The sequence below is a fragment of the Streptococcus parasanguinis genome (assembly GCF_901875555.1).
Classification (GTDB): Bacteria; Bacillota; Bacilli; order Lactobacillales; family Streptococcaceae; genus Streptococcus; species Streptococcus parasanguinis_H.
In genome coordinates, this window is the sequence record NZ_CABFMD010000031.1 from 73,054 (window position 1) to 88,584 (window position 15,531).

The 15,531-nt window shown below is 42.7% G+C and carries 16 protein-coding genes; 13 read left to right on the forward strand and 3 right to left on the reverse strand.

The features are described from left to right. The first annotated feature begins 88 nt into the window (after positions 1–88). The 3 genes from JX304_RS06565 to ldcB all read left to right on the forward strand — a co-directional run bounded on the left by JX304_RS06565 (position 89) and on the right by ldcB (position 3,934). Complete coding sequence (locus JX304_RS06565) at positions 89–1,291, forward strand: DUF6574 domain-containing protein (protein ID WP_205011778.1); 1,203 nt, start codon at positions 89–91, stop codon at positions 1,289–1,291. Between the two features lie 66 nt (positions 1,292–1,357). Next, positions 1,358–3,145 carry a TcaA second domain-containing protein gene (locus tag JX304_RS06570; protein ID WP_205011779.1) on the forward strand — a complete coding sequence of 596 codons (1,788 nt, stop codon included), beginning with the start codon at positions 1,358–1,360 and terminating at the stop codon, positions 3,143–3,145. 9 nt (positions 3,146–3,154) lie between these two features. Beyond that, positions 3,155–3,934 carry an LD-carboxypeptidase LdcB/DacB gene (ldcB, locus tag JX304_RS06575; RefSeq protein WP_205011780.1) on the forward strand — a complete coding sequence of 260 codons (780 nt, stop codon included), beginning with the start codon at positions 3,155–3,157 and terminating at the stop codon, positions 3,932–3,934. A gap of 322 nt (positions 3,935–4,256) precedes the next feature. Here the strand turns inward: ldcB and JX304_RS06580 are convergent, their stop codons facing one another. The 3 genes from JX304_RS06580 to coaA all read right to left on the reverse strand — a co-directional run bounded on the left by JX304_RS06580 (position 4,257) and on the right by coaA (position 6,098). Next, the gene (locus JX304_RS06580) at positions 4,257–4,766 is read right to left on the reverse strand and encodes a DNA topology modulation protein (RefSeq protein WP_205011781.1); all 510 of its coding nucleotides are present in this window, start codon (positions 4,764–4,766) and stop codon (positions 4,257–4,259) included. Positions 4,767–4,832: 66 nt separating this feature from the next. Continuing rightward, positions 4,833–5,081, reverse strand: a complete 249-nt coding sequence (gene rpsT, locus JX304_RS06585; RefSeq protein WP_003007640.1) for a 30S ribosomal protein S20 — start codon at positions 5,079–5,081, stop codon at positions 4,833–4,835. A 96-nt stretch (positions 5,082–5,177) separates the two neighbouring features. Beyond that, positions 5,178–6,098, reverse strand: a complete 921-nt coding sequence (coaA, locus tag JX304_RS06590; RefSeq protein WP_205011782.1) for a type I pantothenate kinase — start codon at positions 6,096–6,098, stop codon at positions 5,178–5,180. Positions 6,099–6,188: 90 nt separating this feature from the next. Here coaA and JX304_RS06595 point away from each other — a divergent pair, with 90 nt between their 5' ends. The 10 genes from JX304_RS06595 (at position 6,189) to JX304_RS06640 (ending at position 15,458) form a co-directional block, all read left to right on the forward strand. Further along, positions 6,189–6,782: a class I SAM-dependent methyltransferase gene (locus tag JX304_RS06595; protein WP_205011783.1), complete on the forward strand. Its 594-nt coding sequence runs from the start codon at positions 6,189–6,191 to the stop codon at positions 6,780–6,782. Further along, entirely contained in the window at positions 6,779–8,056 is a 1,278-nt protein-coding gene (locus JX304_RS06600; RefSeq protein ID WP_205011784.1) for a pyrimidine-nucleoside phosphorylase, read from the forward strand. The genes JX304_RS06595 and JX304_RS06600 overlap by 4 nt, the downstream gene beginning before the upstream one ends. A gap of 17 nt (positions 8,057–8,073) precedes the next feature. Then, complete coding sequence (gene deoC, locus JX304_RS06605; protein WP_205011785.1) at positions 8,074–8,736, forward strand: deoxyribose-phosphate aldolase; 663 nt, start codon at positions 8,074–8,076, stop codon at positions 8,734–8,736. After that, on the forward strand, positions 8,723–9,112 hold the full coding sequence (locus tag JX304_RS06610) for a cytidine deaminase (RefSeq protein ID WP_205011786.1): 390 nt from the start codon (positions 8,723–8,725) through the stop codon (positions 9,110–9,112). The genes deoC and JX304_RS06610 overlap by 14 nt, the downstream gene beginning before the upstream one ends. A 75-nt stretch (positions 9,113–9,187) precedes the next feature. Next, on the forward strand, positions 9,188–10,249 hold the full coding sequence (locus JX304_RS06615) for a BMP family lipoprotein (RefSeq protein WP_205011787.1): 1,062 nt from the start codon (positions 9,188–9,190) through the stop codon (positions 10,247–10,249). A 129-nt stretch (positions 10,250–10,378) separates the two neighbouring features. Beyond that, entirely contained in the window at positions 10,379–11,914 is a 1,536-nt protein-coding gene (locus tag JX304_RS06620) for an ABC transporter ATP-binding protein (RefSeq protein ID WP_205011788.1), read from the forward strand. After that, positions 11,907–12,968 carry an ABC transporter permease gene (locus JX304_RS06625; RefSeq protein ID WP_205011789.1) on the forward strand — a complete coding sequence of 354 codons (1,062 nt, stop codon included), beginning with the start codon at positions 11,907–11,909 and terminating at the stop codon, positions 12,966–12,968. The genes JX304_RS06620 and JX304_RS06625 overlap by 8 nt, the downstream gene beginning before the upstream one ends. Further along, on the forward strand, positions 12,968–13,924 hold the full coding sequence (locus JX304_RS06630) for an ABC transporter permease (protein WP_205011790.1): 957 nt from the start codon (positions 12,968–12,970) through the stop codon (positions 13,922–13,924). Before JX304_RS06625 ends, JX304_RS06630 begins: the two co-directional genes overlap by 1 nt. A 274-nt stretch (positions 13,925–14,198) precedes the next feature. Further along, positions 14,199–14,801, forward strand: coding sequence for a hypothetical protein (locus JX304_RS06635; RefSeq protein WP_205011791.1), 603 nt, complete (start codon positions 14,199–14,201; stop codon positions 14,799–14,801). Positions 14,802–14,822: 21 nt separating this feature from the next. Further along, a complete protein-coding gene (locus JX304_RS06640; protein ID WP_205011792.1) occupies positions 14,823–15,458 on the forward strand; it encodes a copper homeostasis protein CutC in 636 nt (211 codons plus the stop codon). Positions 15,459–15,531: the final 73 nt, after the last annotated feature.

The window sequence follows — 15,531 nt, forward strand, 5'->3', positions numbered from 1 at the left end:
ATTACAGGGATTTTCCAGTCTTTCATTGAAAATGGTTCAGAAATTTTGTATAATACCCTAGTATGAACAATAGTTAAGGAGATTAAATATGTCAAAACAAGATTGGCTGGATTATTTTGAAGCCGTAAATGGTCGTTCTGCTAGTGCAGAAGAAATTGCTCAAGCACTTGCTGCTGGAGAATTTCAAGAAGAAGTAGTGGTTCCAGAAGTACCACAAGCTCCAGAGTTTGTTGCAGCGCCACAGGCTCCAGAATTTGTCGCAGCACCAACTGCACCTGCGGAAGAACCAGTTGCAGCACCACAAGCCCCAGAATTTGTCGCAGCGCCAACTGCACCTGTGGAAGAACCAGTTGCAGTACCACAAGCGCCAGAGTTTGTCGCAGCTCCACAAGAACCAGTTGCAACGCCACAAGTTCCAGAGTTTGTCGCAGCTCCACAAGAACCAGTTGCAGCGCCACAAGCGCCAGAGTTTGTCGCAGCGCCAACTGCTCCTGCAGAAGAACCAGTAGCAGCTCCAGTTCAAGAACCGGCTCCTCAAGCTGCTTCAGCAAATGGACCTGCTTTCCAACAAGCTCCACAACAAACCTACCAACAACCTACTCAAGCAGCTTATCAACAAGCGCCTTACCAAGGTCAACCAGGACAAGCTTATCCTGCACAACCAAGTCAATTTGGTGTAGCTGTTGGTGGTTACTGGAATTGGTTCCTTTCAGCTTTGAAACGTCCAACAGCTGTAGAAAATCCAAAAGCTCTTAACGGAATTTTACAGTATGTCTTAACTGCCTTTATCTTGACCCTATCAACATTCTTTACAGCTAGTGGAATTACTGGTGGTTATGGTATGGATTTCCGTGCTTTTATGTTGACATTGATTTCACTATTCTTTAGTGTTTACGCCTTCCAAGTAGCCGGATTCTTTGTTCGCCGTGTGCTTCTTCAAGATAAGGAATACAGTTACGGTCGTTCATTTGAAGAATTTGGACGTTTGTCTGTTTACACTTTGCCACTTGCCCTTCTCGCTTTCTTAGTAGGTCTTGTAAAAGTTTATGAATTTTATGGCTTTGTAAACTTCCTTATTTTCTTCTTGTTCTTTGTCGGAACATGCTATGTGGTCCATCAAGGATTGAACAAGACAAGCTTTAAAGCAGATAAATTCTTACTTTTAGTTGCGTCATCTGTTATTTTGCTTCTCATTGCCATCTTTGTCATTTATGTGAATGCTCGTATTTTAGAACAAGTAGCCGTAGGATTTATTCCAAGTGCTCCAAATTTCTCTAACTTTGGATTCTAACAATATCACAAAACGGAAGGTGGGGGAACCCACTTTCCCTATTTTATAATGAGGGAGAAGAGATCCATGCAAAAGAAATGGGTTGAATTATTTGAAAAAGTGATCGGTCGCAAACCGTCACCAGAAGAGTTTATGGCTGGGAAAGCTTGTGGATTTGATTTAAAACAAATTCAGTCTATCGCAGGTAATGCCCCAGCAGAGGAAGTCGCTCCTGTTGAGGAACCGGTGCTTGAACCAGTTGAAGAAGTGAAGAATGTTGATCCACTTCTGGCAGCTCGTCAGGCTTGGTTGCAACATTTTGAAGAAACCTATGGCCGTAAGCCAAGTGCAGAAGAATTTACCGCTGCCAAAAGTCAAAACTTTGAGTTTTTTGTAGGACCTGTTCCTGAAGCAGAATTTGCGAACCCAGATTCAACAGAAGAAACACAGGAATATGTGCCTCAACAGCCGACTCAAGCGTATACGACTCCACTTGCTACTGAGCAAACGCAGGTCTTTGCTGGTCCAAATGTTACAGAAGCAGGTCCAGCTCAGAAAAAACAAAAGGCTCCTAAAACGAAGAGTGGGAAGAAACTTTCCAAGAAGAAAATTGGGATTATTTCTGCTATCGCAGTCCTTGTGATCGCTTTGGTGGCAGCCTTCTTTTACTTCCAGTCTACAACACGTGTCGAAGTGACTGCAGATAAATTCATCAAGGCAGTGGACACCAAGGATTATCGCGAAGCAGCAGACCTGCTTTCAACCGCTAACGATAAATGGACAAAGGATGAAGCCGAAAGCTTGATCACCAGCATGGAAGATCAAGGAGTCGATATTGGCACAGAGTTGAACAAGATCATCGATAATGGTGGAGAAGGCAGCTATACGGATAAATCTGGTAACAAGATCTTTGGTTTGGAAAAGGCGGACAAGAAATTTGGAATCTTCCAAGAATACCGTGTGGCCAGCTACCCACTGCAAGTCAAGGTCAAGACCAATTTGGACCAAGCCAAACTCAAAGTGGCTGCTAATAAAACCGTGACCTTGAAGAAAGATGCAGTGACAGACCTTGGTTCTTTCCATTACAATACAAAAGAAATGGAATTGACTGCTAAAACTGAAGTCGGAAATGTCACTTCTAAGATCCATCTCAATCCTAAAAAAGCAACCAAGAATAACTTAGAATTGCAGTTGAATTCTGAAAAACGCAATTTAGAAGTTGAGTTCCCAGATGAAGTTGAAAACCCAACGGATGTGAAGGTTGTGGTCAACGGTAAAGAAGTCGGAACCAGCACGACCTTTGAAGTAGACAGCATCCCTTATCAAGAAATTGAAGTGCACGCCGTCTTCAATATGAATGGGGAAACCTATACAACTGAAAAGGCTAAGGTGACCATTGAAGAGGGTGAGAACGATCCGATCGAACTAAAACTAGCCAAAGATACCCTAAAACGTATCAAGAGTGCACAAGATGCTAAGAAAGCGCAAGCAGCCAAAGAAGAACAAAATCGGACCTCGGCAGAAGAGTTCTTGAGAGAATACCGCGATGCTGTCTTTAGCTCAGTTTCAAACCGAGATAACACATACTCTAAATACTATGACACACAAAGTCAAGCCTACAAAGATATGGTTGAATTCACAACTGGTGATGGTGTTCGAAAGGCTAAAATTGACTACTATACTCCAGGAGCTTTGGACATTCAAAGTGTCACTGAAGAAAATGGTGTGGTGACCATCAAGACTTATGAAGACTTTACCGTGCATTATACAGATAGTCATCCAGATTCACAAAACCGCAAGTACAAGACTTACACCTTGAAAAAAGTAGGTGCAAGTTATGTGATTACGGATATTGTCGTAACAAAAGAATCATAGGAGATTCCCATGAAAGCAAGATTTTCCAAATTAACGTTGGTGACAGTTGCCTTGTTAACCCTGACAGCTTGCTCCCAATCTCAATCCACTAGTTCTAAATCTTCTGCAAAAGAAGAAAGCAAACAAACTCAAACCAAGTCTTCCAAAGAAATGTCTTCAGCAAAGAATCCATCAAAAGAGACTGGCAAAGAAGAGTCGTCAAAAGCTGGTAAGTCAGATGTGAAAGTGGACTCTGGTGTCAGCTACAATGGTTCTTACTATAGTGTTAAAGGGAAATATGGTGAGGTGATGATCGCCAACAAACATTATCCTTTGGCGCCGGACTTTAATCCAGGTGAAGATCCTGAAGCTGTTTCAGCTCTTCATGAATTGATTTCGGCTATGCAGGCAGAAGGTTATCCGATCAGTGACCAATATAGTGGTTTTCGAAGCTACGATACCCAAGTTGGCCTCTATCAAAACTATGTCAATCAAGATGGTCAGGAAGCTGCAGATCGTTATTCTGCAAGACCGGGTTATAGTGAACACCAAACTGGTTTGGCCTTTGATTTGATCGATACCAGTGGTAATTTGGTAACCGAACCTGGACCAAGTAAGTGGTTGCTCAAGAATGCTGCTAAATATGGCTTTGTGGTTCGTTACCAAGAAGGAAAAGAAAAAGTAACAGGCTACATGCCAGAAAGCTGGCATCTCCGCTATATTGGAAAAGAAGCACAAGATATCGCTGATTCAGGCTTGAGCTTGGAAGAATACTATGGCTTCACTGGCGGAGACTACGTTGATAAATAAAAAAGGTTTGGGATTAAAATCCCAAATCTTTTTTATTAAAGGAAAAGTCTTCTTAAAGACTTTCCTTAGGTGAGTACGGACGTCAGCGAACTTCGCAGAAGTTCCATGATTTAGTTTTGAACCTAAGGTTTCAAAACTCCCGAGTGAGGCTGGGACAAAAGTCCTAGCCTCTCAATTGTTTTTGGATTGTTTAGCAAGACGCAGTGGTTGAGTGGGCTCTACTACGCTGATTTCATCAGCTTTTACAGTCCTACTCAACTGTGCGGAGGTGGGACGACGAAATCGAATTCTAACGAATGACCGATTTCTGTCCCACTCTCTTTTATTGTATGTTTTTTAGAAATGCATCCAGCTCTTTTTGATTCTTGAGAGAGATAAATTTGTCTGGATAGGTAGAGCGGATATTTCGATACCTTTCTTTGGCATTCTTAGTTCGACCGTCCCAAAGGATCCAACGGATGAATTCCCAGTCAAAGCGTTCAGGACAGCCCGCTGCCATACTCTCACGGACGCGTCCCTTATAACGACGGTATCGTTTCCATGCTCTATAGAGGCAGTTCCAACGGGAGAAATTGAGAAAGATAATGTGGTCTGCTTGCTCCATTCTTTCCCCATAGCAACACCATGAATAATTGCCATCAATGACCCAGTCTTTATGTTGGCTAAGAAACTGTTTCATCTGTCCCTCCATCCAATCCCGGTCACTGTCTATCCACCCCGGTTGAAATTGAAGGGTATCCATATGAAGCTTGGGGATGAAGTAGTGGCGAGCTAAGTTTTCAGCCAAGGTAGATTTGCCTGCTCCAGAATAGCCGATAATAACGATTTTCATAAGCACCTCTCAAAAATTTAGGAACAAAAAAAGCTCCGGAGAGCTTGATTTTTATGCTGTTCTTGATTAACCAAGTTTCGCTGCAAGACGTGCTTTATCACGGCTAGCTTTGTTCTTGTGGATCAAACCTTTAGTTTCTGCTTTATCGATAGCTGAGCTAGCAGCGCGGTAAAGTTCTTCAGATGGGTTTGCTTCAAAAGCTTTGATTGCAGTACGCATAGCTGATTTTTGAGCTGAGTTTTTTTCGTTTTGTTTAACGTTCAATTCAGCGCGTTTGATAGCTGATTTAATGTTTGCCAAGTTATTCACCTCCATTGATAATCTAACTATCTCATTATATATGAAAAGTTAAGATTTGACAAGCCTAAAATAGCTTTTCCTTAAAAAAGTACCGTTAAAAGGCCATTTTCTCTAGCGTTTGAGATAAATTTCGTCGATTTCATGGTTGGTCGCCTTATGGAGAATCAGATCAGCCCGGTTACGAGTTGGTTGAATGTAATGTTGCAAATTGACTAAATTAATGGATTCCCAGACCTGATGGGCCATGCTTAAAACTTCCTCTAAGGGTTGTTCCGTAAATCGATAGTAGTAGTTCTTGGGATCATTCTGAGCTAATGCCAGGAGTTTTTGGAAGCGATCAATATACCAAGATTCGATATCATCGACTGCGGCATCCACATAGATTGAAAAATCAAAGAAATCGGTCATATAGAGACTGTCGTTTTGTGGATTTTGAAAGACATTGATCCCTTCTACAATGACAAAATCAGCCGGTAAAATCGTTTGCTTCTCATCTGGGACAATATCGTAAATTTCGTGGGAATAGACAGGGATTTCTACACTTCTGTTGTTTTTGATTTGGTTGAGAAAATCAAGAAGCAATTCCATGTCATAGCTTTCAGGAAATCCTTTTCGATTGAGGAGCTCTTGTTCTTTTAAGATAGCATTTGGATAGAGAAAGCCATCTGTTGTCACCAATTCCACGGTCGAGCCTTCGAAGGTCCGCGAAAGCAGGATCTGTAGAAGACGGCTAGTGGTGGATTTTCCAACAGCGACACTACCTGAAACCCCAATGATAAAGGGTTGGCGTTCACTCGTTTTTTGGAGAAAAATACCTTTTGAAAAGGCTAAATCTTCTTTAGAACGCTTGTAGATTCCAATCAAGTTTGTCAAAGGCAAGTAGACGTCACGTACATCTTGGAGGTTGATGCGGTCGTTAAAACTTTTAATAGAATTGAGCTCTGTTTGCGAGAGAGGTGGGGTGGTTTTGCGGTGTAAATTTTGCCAAGTTTCTCGATTAATTTTTTCAAAATGTAGAAATTCTTTATCCATTTGTCACTCCTATTGTAGTCATTAGTATACCAGTTTTTAGGGGTCATGTAAACGATTTAAAAAACGAATGAATTATGATAAAATAACCTTATGAGTAAAATGTATTTCGATATAAACCCAGATGCAGCCCATGATATTCATGATCTGGCTGTTGTTTTATTGGGAAAAAAGATGAATTTCTATACAGATGCGGGCGTCTTTAGTAAAAAAATGATTGATTATGGAAGTCAGGTACTCTTATCAACCCTGGATTTTCAAGAAGGAGAAAGTGTCCTCGATGTTGGCTGCGGCTATGGCCCAATCGGCCTCTCTCTAGCTAAAGCTCAGGGAGTTGCCGTGACCATGGTGGATGTCAATGAGCGGGCGCTGGACTTGGCTAAGAAAAATGCTAGCCGAAACGGTGTTGAGGCTCAAATCTTTTCTTCAGATGTCTATGAAACAGTAGAAGGGGACTTTGATCATGTGATCAGTAATCCGCCAATCCGAGCCGGTAAGAAAGTCGTTCACCAGGTGATCACCGGTAGTTTTGAACATTTAAAACCAGGTGGGGACTTGACTATTGTCATTCAGAAAAAACAAGGGGCTCCGAGCGCTAAGGCAAAGATGGAAGAGACGTTTGGCAATTGTGAGACTGTAAAAAAAGACAAAGGCTATTATATTTTAAGAAGTGAGAAAGAATTATGAGAGCAGTAGATATCATTCAGAAAAAAAGAGATGGTCTTGCCTTAACCAAGGAAGAAATTGAATGGCTGATTGAGGAATATGTGGCTGGAACGGTTCCAGATTACCAAATGTCTGCTTTTGCTATGGCCGTTTATTTTAAAGGGATGACGACGGAAGAAATTTCCCATATGACCATGAAGATGGTCCAAACAGGGCAACAGTTTGATCTGTCAGCTATTCCAGGAATCAAGGTAGACAAACATTCGACTGGTGGTGTGGGAGACAAGGTGACCTTGGTCTTGGTGCCTCTGGTTGCAAGTTTCGGAGTACCAGTTGCTAAAATGAGCGGTCGTGGCTTAGGCCACACAGGTGGAACCATCGATAAGTTGGAATCCATTAAAGGTTTCCAGATTGAGCGGACCCAAGAGGAATTTATCCGGCAGGTGCAGGAGATCGGTTTATCGGTTATTGGTCAATCTGACCAACTTGTAAAAGCGGACAAACTTTTATATGCTCTGCGTGACGTGACAGCAACAGTGGATACCATTCCATTGATTGCTAGCTCTGTTATGAGTAAGAAAATTGCTGCTGGTGCTGATGCCATTCTGTTGGACGTGACAGTTGGCGAGGGTGCCTTCATGAAGAATATTGAGGATGCTCGTCGTTTAGCACGCACCATGGTGGATCTTGGAAATGCAGTGGGTCGGAAAACGATCGCTGTCATTACAGATATGAGCCAACCTTTGGGAACCAGCATTGGTAATCGTTTAGAAATTTTAGAAGCCCTGGATATTCTGAAAGGACAGGGACGCGCTGATGTGACAGAGTTTATTTGTGAGTTGGCGCAAATCATGTTGAGATTGGCCAATGTAGATCAATCAATTGAAGCCATTCATGAACACTTGACCAATGGTCAAGCTTTAGCGAAGTTTGAAGAAATGGTCGTGGCTCAAGGTGGAGATTTAGAGGATTTGCACCGTCCTGTCAAAGTGGATCAGGTCCTTGAAGTAACAGCGGACCAAGATGGCGTCATTGCTGCTTTACCTGCTATGGAGTTTGGCTTGTTTGCTATGCGCCTAGGTGCTGGTCGTGCTGTCAAATCGGATCCCCTCGATTACGAAACAGGAATTGTGTTTGACAAGAAAGTGGGAGAGCACGTCAAAAAGGGGGAACGCATTGCCCGTATTTTCATGAATGAAAAAAATTCACAAGAAAGTGTTACAGAATTCAAAAAAAATGTTAAAATACTAGATAGGGCTGAAAGCGTTAAAGAAATTATTGAAATAATATCTTAAGTAGCTCAGGAGATTGTATGAAGTTAAATAAATATATCGATCACACTCTTTTAAAACCAGATGCGCAACAAGAACAGATCGAAAAGTTGATCGAAGAAGCTAAGGCTTATGATTTTGCGAGTGTCTGTGTGAACCCGACATGGGTGAATTTTGCGACCGAGGGCTTGCGCGATTCAGATGTTAAAGTTTGTACCGTCATTGGTTTTCCTTTGGGAGCAAATACACCATTTGTCAAAGCGTGTGAAACAAAAAATGCTATTCAAAACGGTGCCGATGAAATTGACATGGTCATTAATATTGGGGCTTTGAAGTCTAAGAATTTAGCACTAGTTGAGGAAGATATCCAAGCTGTAGTTGAAGCTAGCGGAGATAAGCTGGTCAAAGTCATCATTGAGACTTGTCTCTTAACCGATGATGAAAAGATCGTTGCTTGTCAAATTGCTAAGTTAGCTGGCGCAGACTTTGTGAAGACTTCAACTGGCTTCTCAACTGGAGGAGCAACGGTAGAAGATGTGGCCTTAATGCGTCAAACAGTTGGACCCGACATGGGTGTCAAAGCTTCTGGTGGTGCTCGCTCTTATGAAGATGCTCTTGCTTTTATCGAAGCAGGTGCGACTCGTATCGGGACCTCTTCTGGTGTAGCCATCATGGAAGGAAAGGTGGCTCATGGCGACTACTGAGTTGATTAACTTAGCAGTTGAAGTGAGTAAACAAGCCTATGTGCCCTATTCTCATTTCCCAGTTGGAGCTGTACTGCTAACAAAGAACGGGGAAATCTATACAGGTGTCAATATCGAAAATGCCAGTTTTGGTTTAACCAACTGTGGAGAACGGACAGCCATTTTTAAAGCTGTTTCTGAAGGAGCTCGCGAGTTCAAAGAGCTGATTATCTACGGGCAAACAGAAAGGCCCATCTCTCCATGTGGTGCATGTCGCCAGGTCATGGCTGAATTTTTTGAGCCAGACCTTCCTGTAACTTTGGTATCTAAAGATAAATCGACGGTCGTGATGACGGTCAAGGAATTACTTCCATATTCCTTTACAGACTTGACTTAGTTGGTCTGTGAGGCGGTCTTTTGACCCTTTCAATACTTTGCAACAATGTTGCACAATAATTTAGGAGGTTCAGTAATGAACAAGAAACAATGGCTAGGCCTTGGTCTAGTAACTGTCGCTGCTATCGGACTTGCAGCATGTGGAAATCGTGCGTCTAAAAAAGATAGCGCAAACTCAGAATCAAAAACTGATTTGAAAGCTGCTATCGTTACCGATACTGGTGGTGTGGATGACAAATCATTCAACCAATCTGCTTGGGAAGGTTTGCAAGCTTGGGGGAAAGAAAACGGTCTTTCTAAAGGGAACGGATTTGACTACTTCCAATCAACAGATGAATCTCAATATGCGACAAACCTTGATGAAGCTGTTTCTAACGATTACAAATTGATCTTTGGTGTTGGTTTTGCCTTGAGCGACTCTGTTAAAAAAGCTGCAAAAGACAACGAAGATGTGAACTATGTCATCATCGACGACCGTATTGAAGGACAAAAGAACGTAGCGTCTGCTGTCTATGCTGATAACGAATCTGGTTACCTTGCAGGTGTCGCAGCTGCGAAAACAACTAAAACAAAACATGTTGGTTTCGTAGGTGGTATGGAAAGTGAAGTTATCACACGTTTCCGCGCTGGATTTGAAGCTGGTGTTAAATCTGTTGACCCTTCTATCAAAGTTCAAGTAGACTACGCTGGTTCATTCGGTGATTCTGCTAAAGGTAAAACAATTGCTGCCGCTCAATATGCTGCAGGTGCAGACGTTATCTACCAAGTAGCTGGTGGTACTGGTGCTGGTGTCTTCTCTGAAGCAAAAGACTTGAACGAAAAGAAAAATGAAGACGAAAAAGTTTGGGTTCTTGGTGTTGACCGCGACCAAAAAGCTGAAGGTGAATACACTTCTAAAGATGGTAAAAAATCAAACTTCGTATTGGCTTCAAGCTTGAAGAAAGTCGGAGAATCTGTAAAAGACTTGGCTAAAAAAGCTGCTGACGGAAAATTCCCAGGCGGTAAAGTGATTACTTATAGCTTGAAAGATGGTGGAGTTGATTTGACAACTGACAACCTTTCTGCAGATGCTAAAAAAGCTGTCGAAGATGCCAAAGCTAAAATCCTTGATGGGTCTCTTAAAGTTCCTGAAAAATAATATTTGATTGGGCGGCCCTCCCTTTAAGGGCCGTTTCTTTTAAAGTGAGACATTTTTGTCTCAATAAAATCTGTTAGTTGTCTAACAGATTTTATTGAAATAAAAAATTTTTGAAAGGAAACATCCCACATGACACATGAATATGTCATCGAAATGCGTGAGATTACCAAAAAATTTGGTGACTTTGTAGCAAATGACAAGATTAATCTTCAGTTGCGCAAAGGTGAAATCCATGCACTTCTTGGAGAAAATGGTGCAGGGAAATCTACCCTGATGAATATGTTGGCTGGTTTGTTGGAACCAACTAGCGGAGACATCGTGGTAAATGGAAAAACTGTTAACCTAGACTCACCTTCAAAAGCAGCTTCTTTAGGAATTGGAATGGTGCACCAACACTTTATGTTGGTTGAAGCCTTCACTGTTGCTGAAAATATCATCCTTGGTTCTGAAACCACGAAACATGGTGTTTTGGACCTTAAAAAAGCCAGTCAAGATATCCTTGAATTGTCTAAAAAATATGGCTTGGCAGTAGATCCAAATGCTAAAGTTGAGGATATTTCCGTTGGTGCGCAGCAACGTGTGGAAATCTTAAAGACGCTTTATCGTGGAGCCGACATCCTAATCTTCGATGAACCAACTGCAGTGTTGACACCAGCTGAAATCGAAGAATTGATGACAATCATGAAGAACTTGGCGAATGAAGGAAAATCAATCATCTTGATTACGCACAAGTTGGATGAAATCCGTGCTGTTTCAGACCGCGTCACGGTTATCCGTCGCGGGAAATCTATTGAAACAGTCGAGATTGGTGGAGCAACCAACCAAGACTTGGCCGAAATGATGGTCGGTCGTTCTGTTTCCTTTAAGACTGAAAAAGGTCCTTCTGAACCAAAAGAAGTGGTCTTGTCGATCGAAAACTTGGTCGTGAATGAAAACCGGGGAGTCCCAGCTGTTAAGAATCTTTCCTTAGAACTTCGTGCCGGTGAAATCGTTGGGATCGCAGGGATTGATGGAAATGGTCAGTCTGAGTTGATCCAAGCCATCACAGGTCTACGGAAGGTAAAATCCGGTTCAATCAAGATTAAAGGCAAGGAAGTTGTAGGACTTCGCCCACGTCAAATCACAGAAATGAAGGTGGGACACGTCCCTGAAGACCGTCATCGTGATGGATTAGTCCTTGATATGATGATCTCTGAAAACATTGCTCTTCAAACTTACTATAAAGAACCTCTTAGCAAGAATGGTATTTTGAATTATCCAAATATTACCTCTTATGCCAAGAAGTTGATGGAGGAGTTTGACGTTCGTGCAGCTAGTGAAGTGGTGCCAGCTAAGGCTCTCTCTGGAGGGAATCAGCAAAAAGCCATTATCGCTCGGGAAATCGATCGTGATCCGGATCTCTTGATCGTCAGCCAGCCAACTCGTGGGTTGGACGTTGGGGCGATTGAATACATCCACAAACGGTTGATTCAAGAACGGGATAATGGAAAAGCTGTTCTTGTTGTCAGCTTTGAATTGGATGAAATTTTGAATGTTTCTGACCGTATTGCGGTTATTCATGATGGGAAGATCCAAGGGATCGTAACCCCTGAAACGACGAATAAGCAAGAACTTGGAATCCTCATGGCAGGTGGACAAGTAAAGGAGGGAGCATCAAATGAATAAGAATTTAAAACAAATTGCCGTTCCATTGGTGTCTGTCCTTTTAGGATTGGTCTTGGGTGCCATTATTATGTGGGCCTTCAGCTATGATGCCCTTTGGGGATATGAATTGCTGTTCAAGAAAGCCTTTGGTTCGATTAAGAGTTGGGGAAATATTTCCCGCGCCATGGGGCCACTGATTTTAGTTGCTCTTGGTTTTTCAGTAGCCAGCCGAGCCGGCTTCTTTAACGTCGGACTTCCTGGTCAGGCTTTTGCAGGATGGATCATGGCGACTTGGTTTGCACTTTCCTTCCCCAATATGCCTCGCTTACTGATGATTCCGATGACCGTTTTGATTGCGGCTATCGCAGGTGGATTCATTGGAGCGATTCCTGGTTTCCTTCGTGCCTATCTTGGAACCAGTGAGGTCATCATCACCATTATGATGAACTACATTGTTCTCTATGGAGGGAATGCCTTGATCCATAGCTTCCCAGCTTCCTTGATGAAAAACAAGGATTCAACCGTTGATGTGGGAGCCAACGCTGTCTACCAGACGGAGTGGTTGCGTAATTTGACAGACAAATCACAAATGAATATCGGGATCTTCTTTGCCATCATCGCAGTGGTGGTCATCTGGTTCTTGATGAAGAAAACAACACTCGGTTTTGAAATCCGTGCCGTTGGTCTCAATTCCAATGCGGCTGAATATGCTGGTATGTCAGCAAAACGGACTATCATCCTTTCTATGATTATTTCTGGTGCACTTGCTGGTATTGGTGGGGTTGTAGAAGGTCTTGGTATTTACTCAAATGTCTACGTTCAAACCAGCTCGATGAGTGTTGGATTTAACGGTATGGCCGTTGCCCTTCTTGCCATGAATTCTCCAATTGGTATACCATTTGCTGCCTTCTTGTTTGGAGCCCTTCAAATTGGAGGAGTTGGTATGAAGCCAGCTGCCATCCCTGAAGAAGTCGTTCAAATTGTGACAGCATCTATTATCTTCTTCGTATGTGCCCACTACATTATCGAAAAGATGATCTCGATGCGTTCAGCTAAAAAAGGAGGAGCAAACTAATGAGTATTGTAACGATTTTAAGTATTCTTGTTTCCTCTATGATTGTGTATGCGGCACCGCTGATCTTCACAAGTATCGGAGGAGCATACTCAGAACACGCTGGGGTTGTTAACGTTGGCCTTGAAGGAATCATGGTGATGGGAGCCTTCTCAGGTATTATCTTTAACTTGACTTTTGAGCCTGAGTTAGGAAGTTTGACACCATGGTTGTCCTTGATCGTTGCTGCAGGGCTTGGAGTACTCTTCTCCTTGATTCACGCGGTGGCAACGATTCATTTCCGTGCTGACCATATCGTCTCAGGTACGGTATTGAACTTGATGGCACCACCACTTGCGGTCTTCCTTGTTAAAGCGATGTATAACAAGGGACAAACTGATAATATCAAAGTTGCCTTCGGGAAAACATCCATTCCAGTCTTATCTAAAATTCCGGTGATTGGGGATATTTTCTTCAACAATGCCAGTATCATCGGATGGGTTGCGATTCTATTTTCATTCTTAGCTTGGTTTATCATGTTCAAGACGAAATTTGGGTTGCGTCTTCGTTCAGTTGGTGAACACCCACAAGCAGCGGATACATTGGGAATCAATGTATATAGAATGCGCTATTTAGGAGTGATGATCTCAGGTGCCCTAGCAGGTATTGGAGGAGCCATTTACGCGCAATCCGTTTCTGTTAACTTTGCAGTAACTACAATTGTAGGTCCTGGATTTATCGCCCTTGCGGCTATGATCTTCGGGAAATGGAACCCAATCGGGGCCATGCTTGCTAGTCTCTTCTTTGGAGCTTCACAAAGTTTGGCTGTTATCGGGAATCAATTGCCTTTACTTAAAGGTATCCCATCCATCTACTTGCAAATTGCGCCTTACGTCTTGACCATGGTTGTCTTGGCAGCCTTCTTCGGACAAGCAGTTGCGCCTAAAGCAGATGGTGTTAACTATATTAAATCGAAATAATGCACAGAGAGAGGTTGGGACAAAAGTCCTAGCCTCTAAATTATCTTTGGATTGTCTAAAAAGACGCAGTGGTTGAGTGGACTCTACTACGCTGATTTTATCAGCTTCACAGTCCTACTCAACTGTGCGGAGGTGGGACGACGAAATCGAATTCTAACGAATTACCGATTTCTGTCCCACGCTCTCTTTTGCTTTGTAAAGGTCCCTCATAGTCGCAATTTCTTTGGATTTAGGGTACAATAAGAATACAACTTTTCACGTATTGGAGGAGCAGATGTTTAAGTGGATGAGACGCCTGATTGGCATAGTGATTGTTTTATTTATTTTATTAGTGATCTTGTTGGTTCCTGGATCTATCCCTGAAGGGGAGCAGCTGAGAAATGTGCAGGCAGGGAGCTCTTTGATTGAACTGGCTAAAAATGCTGCTTCAAACGCCTCTGTGAGCGCTGAAGGACTCTCAACTGAGCTGAGTCTCAATTCTGTGCAATTGAGTCAAGTCGTAAAAACAAGTGCTGGATCTGCCCTTGACAATTCTGACTATCAAAAGATGGCACTAGGAATGGATGGCAATGACCTTCACGTCAAAGTTCCTGTATCATTAGGGCCAGTCGATAGCTATCTAGATTTAACCATGACCGGTCAAGTCGAAAACAATGTCATGAATTTAACTGTAACTGGTGCTAAATTAGGTAAAATGCCGATTCCAAAATCCTTGGTTCTCAACTATTTGAAGGATCAATCAAATCAAAATGGAGGTGGCTTCACAGTGAATGGTGATCAGATTACGCTTGAGATCGCTCAAGCGGGTTATACCATCTCAAAAGCAAGAGTGGAAAATGGCAATGCCAAGGTAACGGTTAGTATCTCCTTATTTTAAGTCTATGAAAATGGAGTTGTCATGCTTGTCTTTGAATTTTGTGCAGAGAATTTAACGTTTATTGATAAGGCGATTGCTACTGGGGCAGGTCGCATTGAACTGTGTGACAACCTGGCAGTAGGCGGGACCACACCGAGCTTAGGGGTGATTAAGGAAGCAATCAAACTGACGAGAGAGCAGTCCGTGGATCTTTGTGTCATGATCCGGCCCCGTGGTGGAGACTTTGTTTACACAGATCTTGAAGTCCAAGCTATGCTAGTGGATATTCGGGCTGCGAAAGAAATAGGGGTTACTTGTTTTGTGCTGGGTGCGCTGACGAGCGATCGAAAGTTGGATCAGAGAGTCATGCAGCTTTTACTAGCAGCCTGTGGAAATGCAGAGGTTGTCTTTCATATGGCATTTGATGAATTAGCTGTTACTGACCAGATAGAAGCGATTGACTGGCTTTCTACTCATGGTGTGGCCCGTATTTTAACACGAGCTGGAAGTCCAGGTGATAGACTAGAGCAACGATTTGCACACTATCATCTTTTATTAGCTGAGGCTAAGGGAAAGATTCAGATCCTGCCAGGTGGGGGTGTGACCCTTGACAATCGTCAGCTCTTTTTGGAGCAATTGGGCGTTTATCAACTGCATGGCACGCGCATCGTGTTTTAAAAAAGAAACGATCACTGCTTGAAGTAGTTTTGAGGATCTGTTATCAAGGTTGGAGACGTTGTTTCCAGCCTCT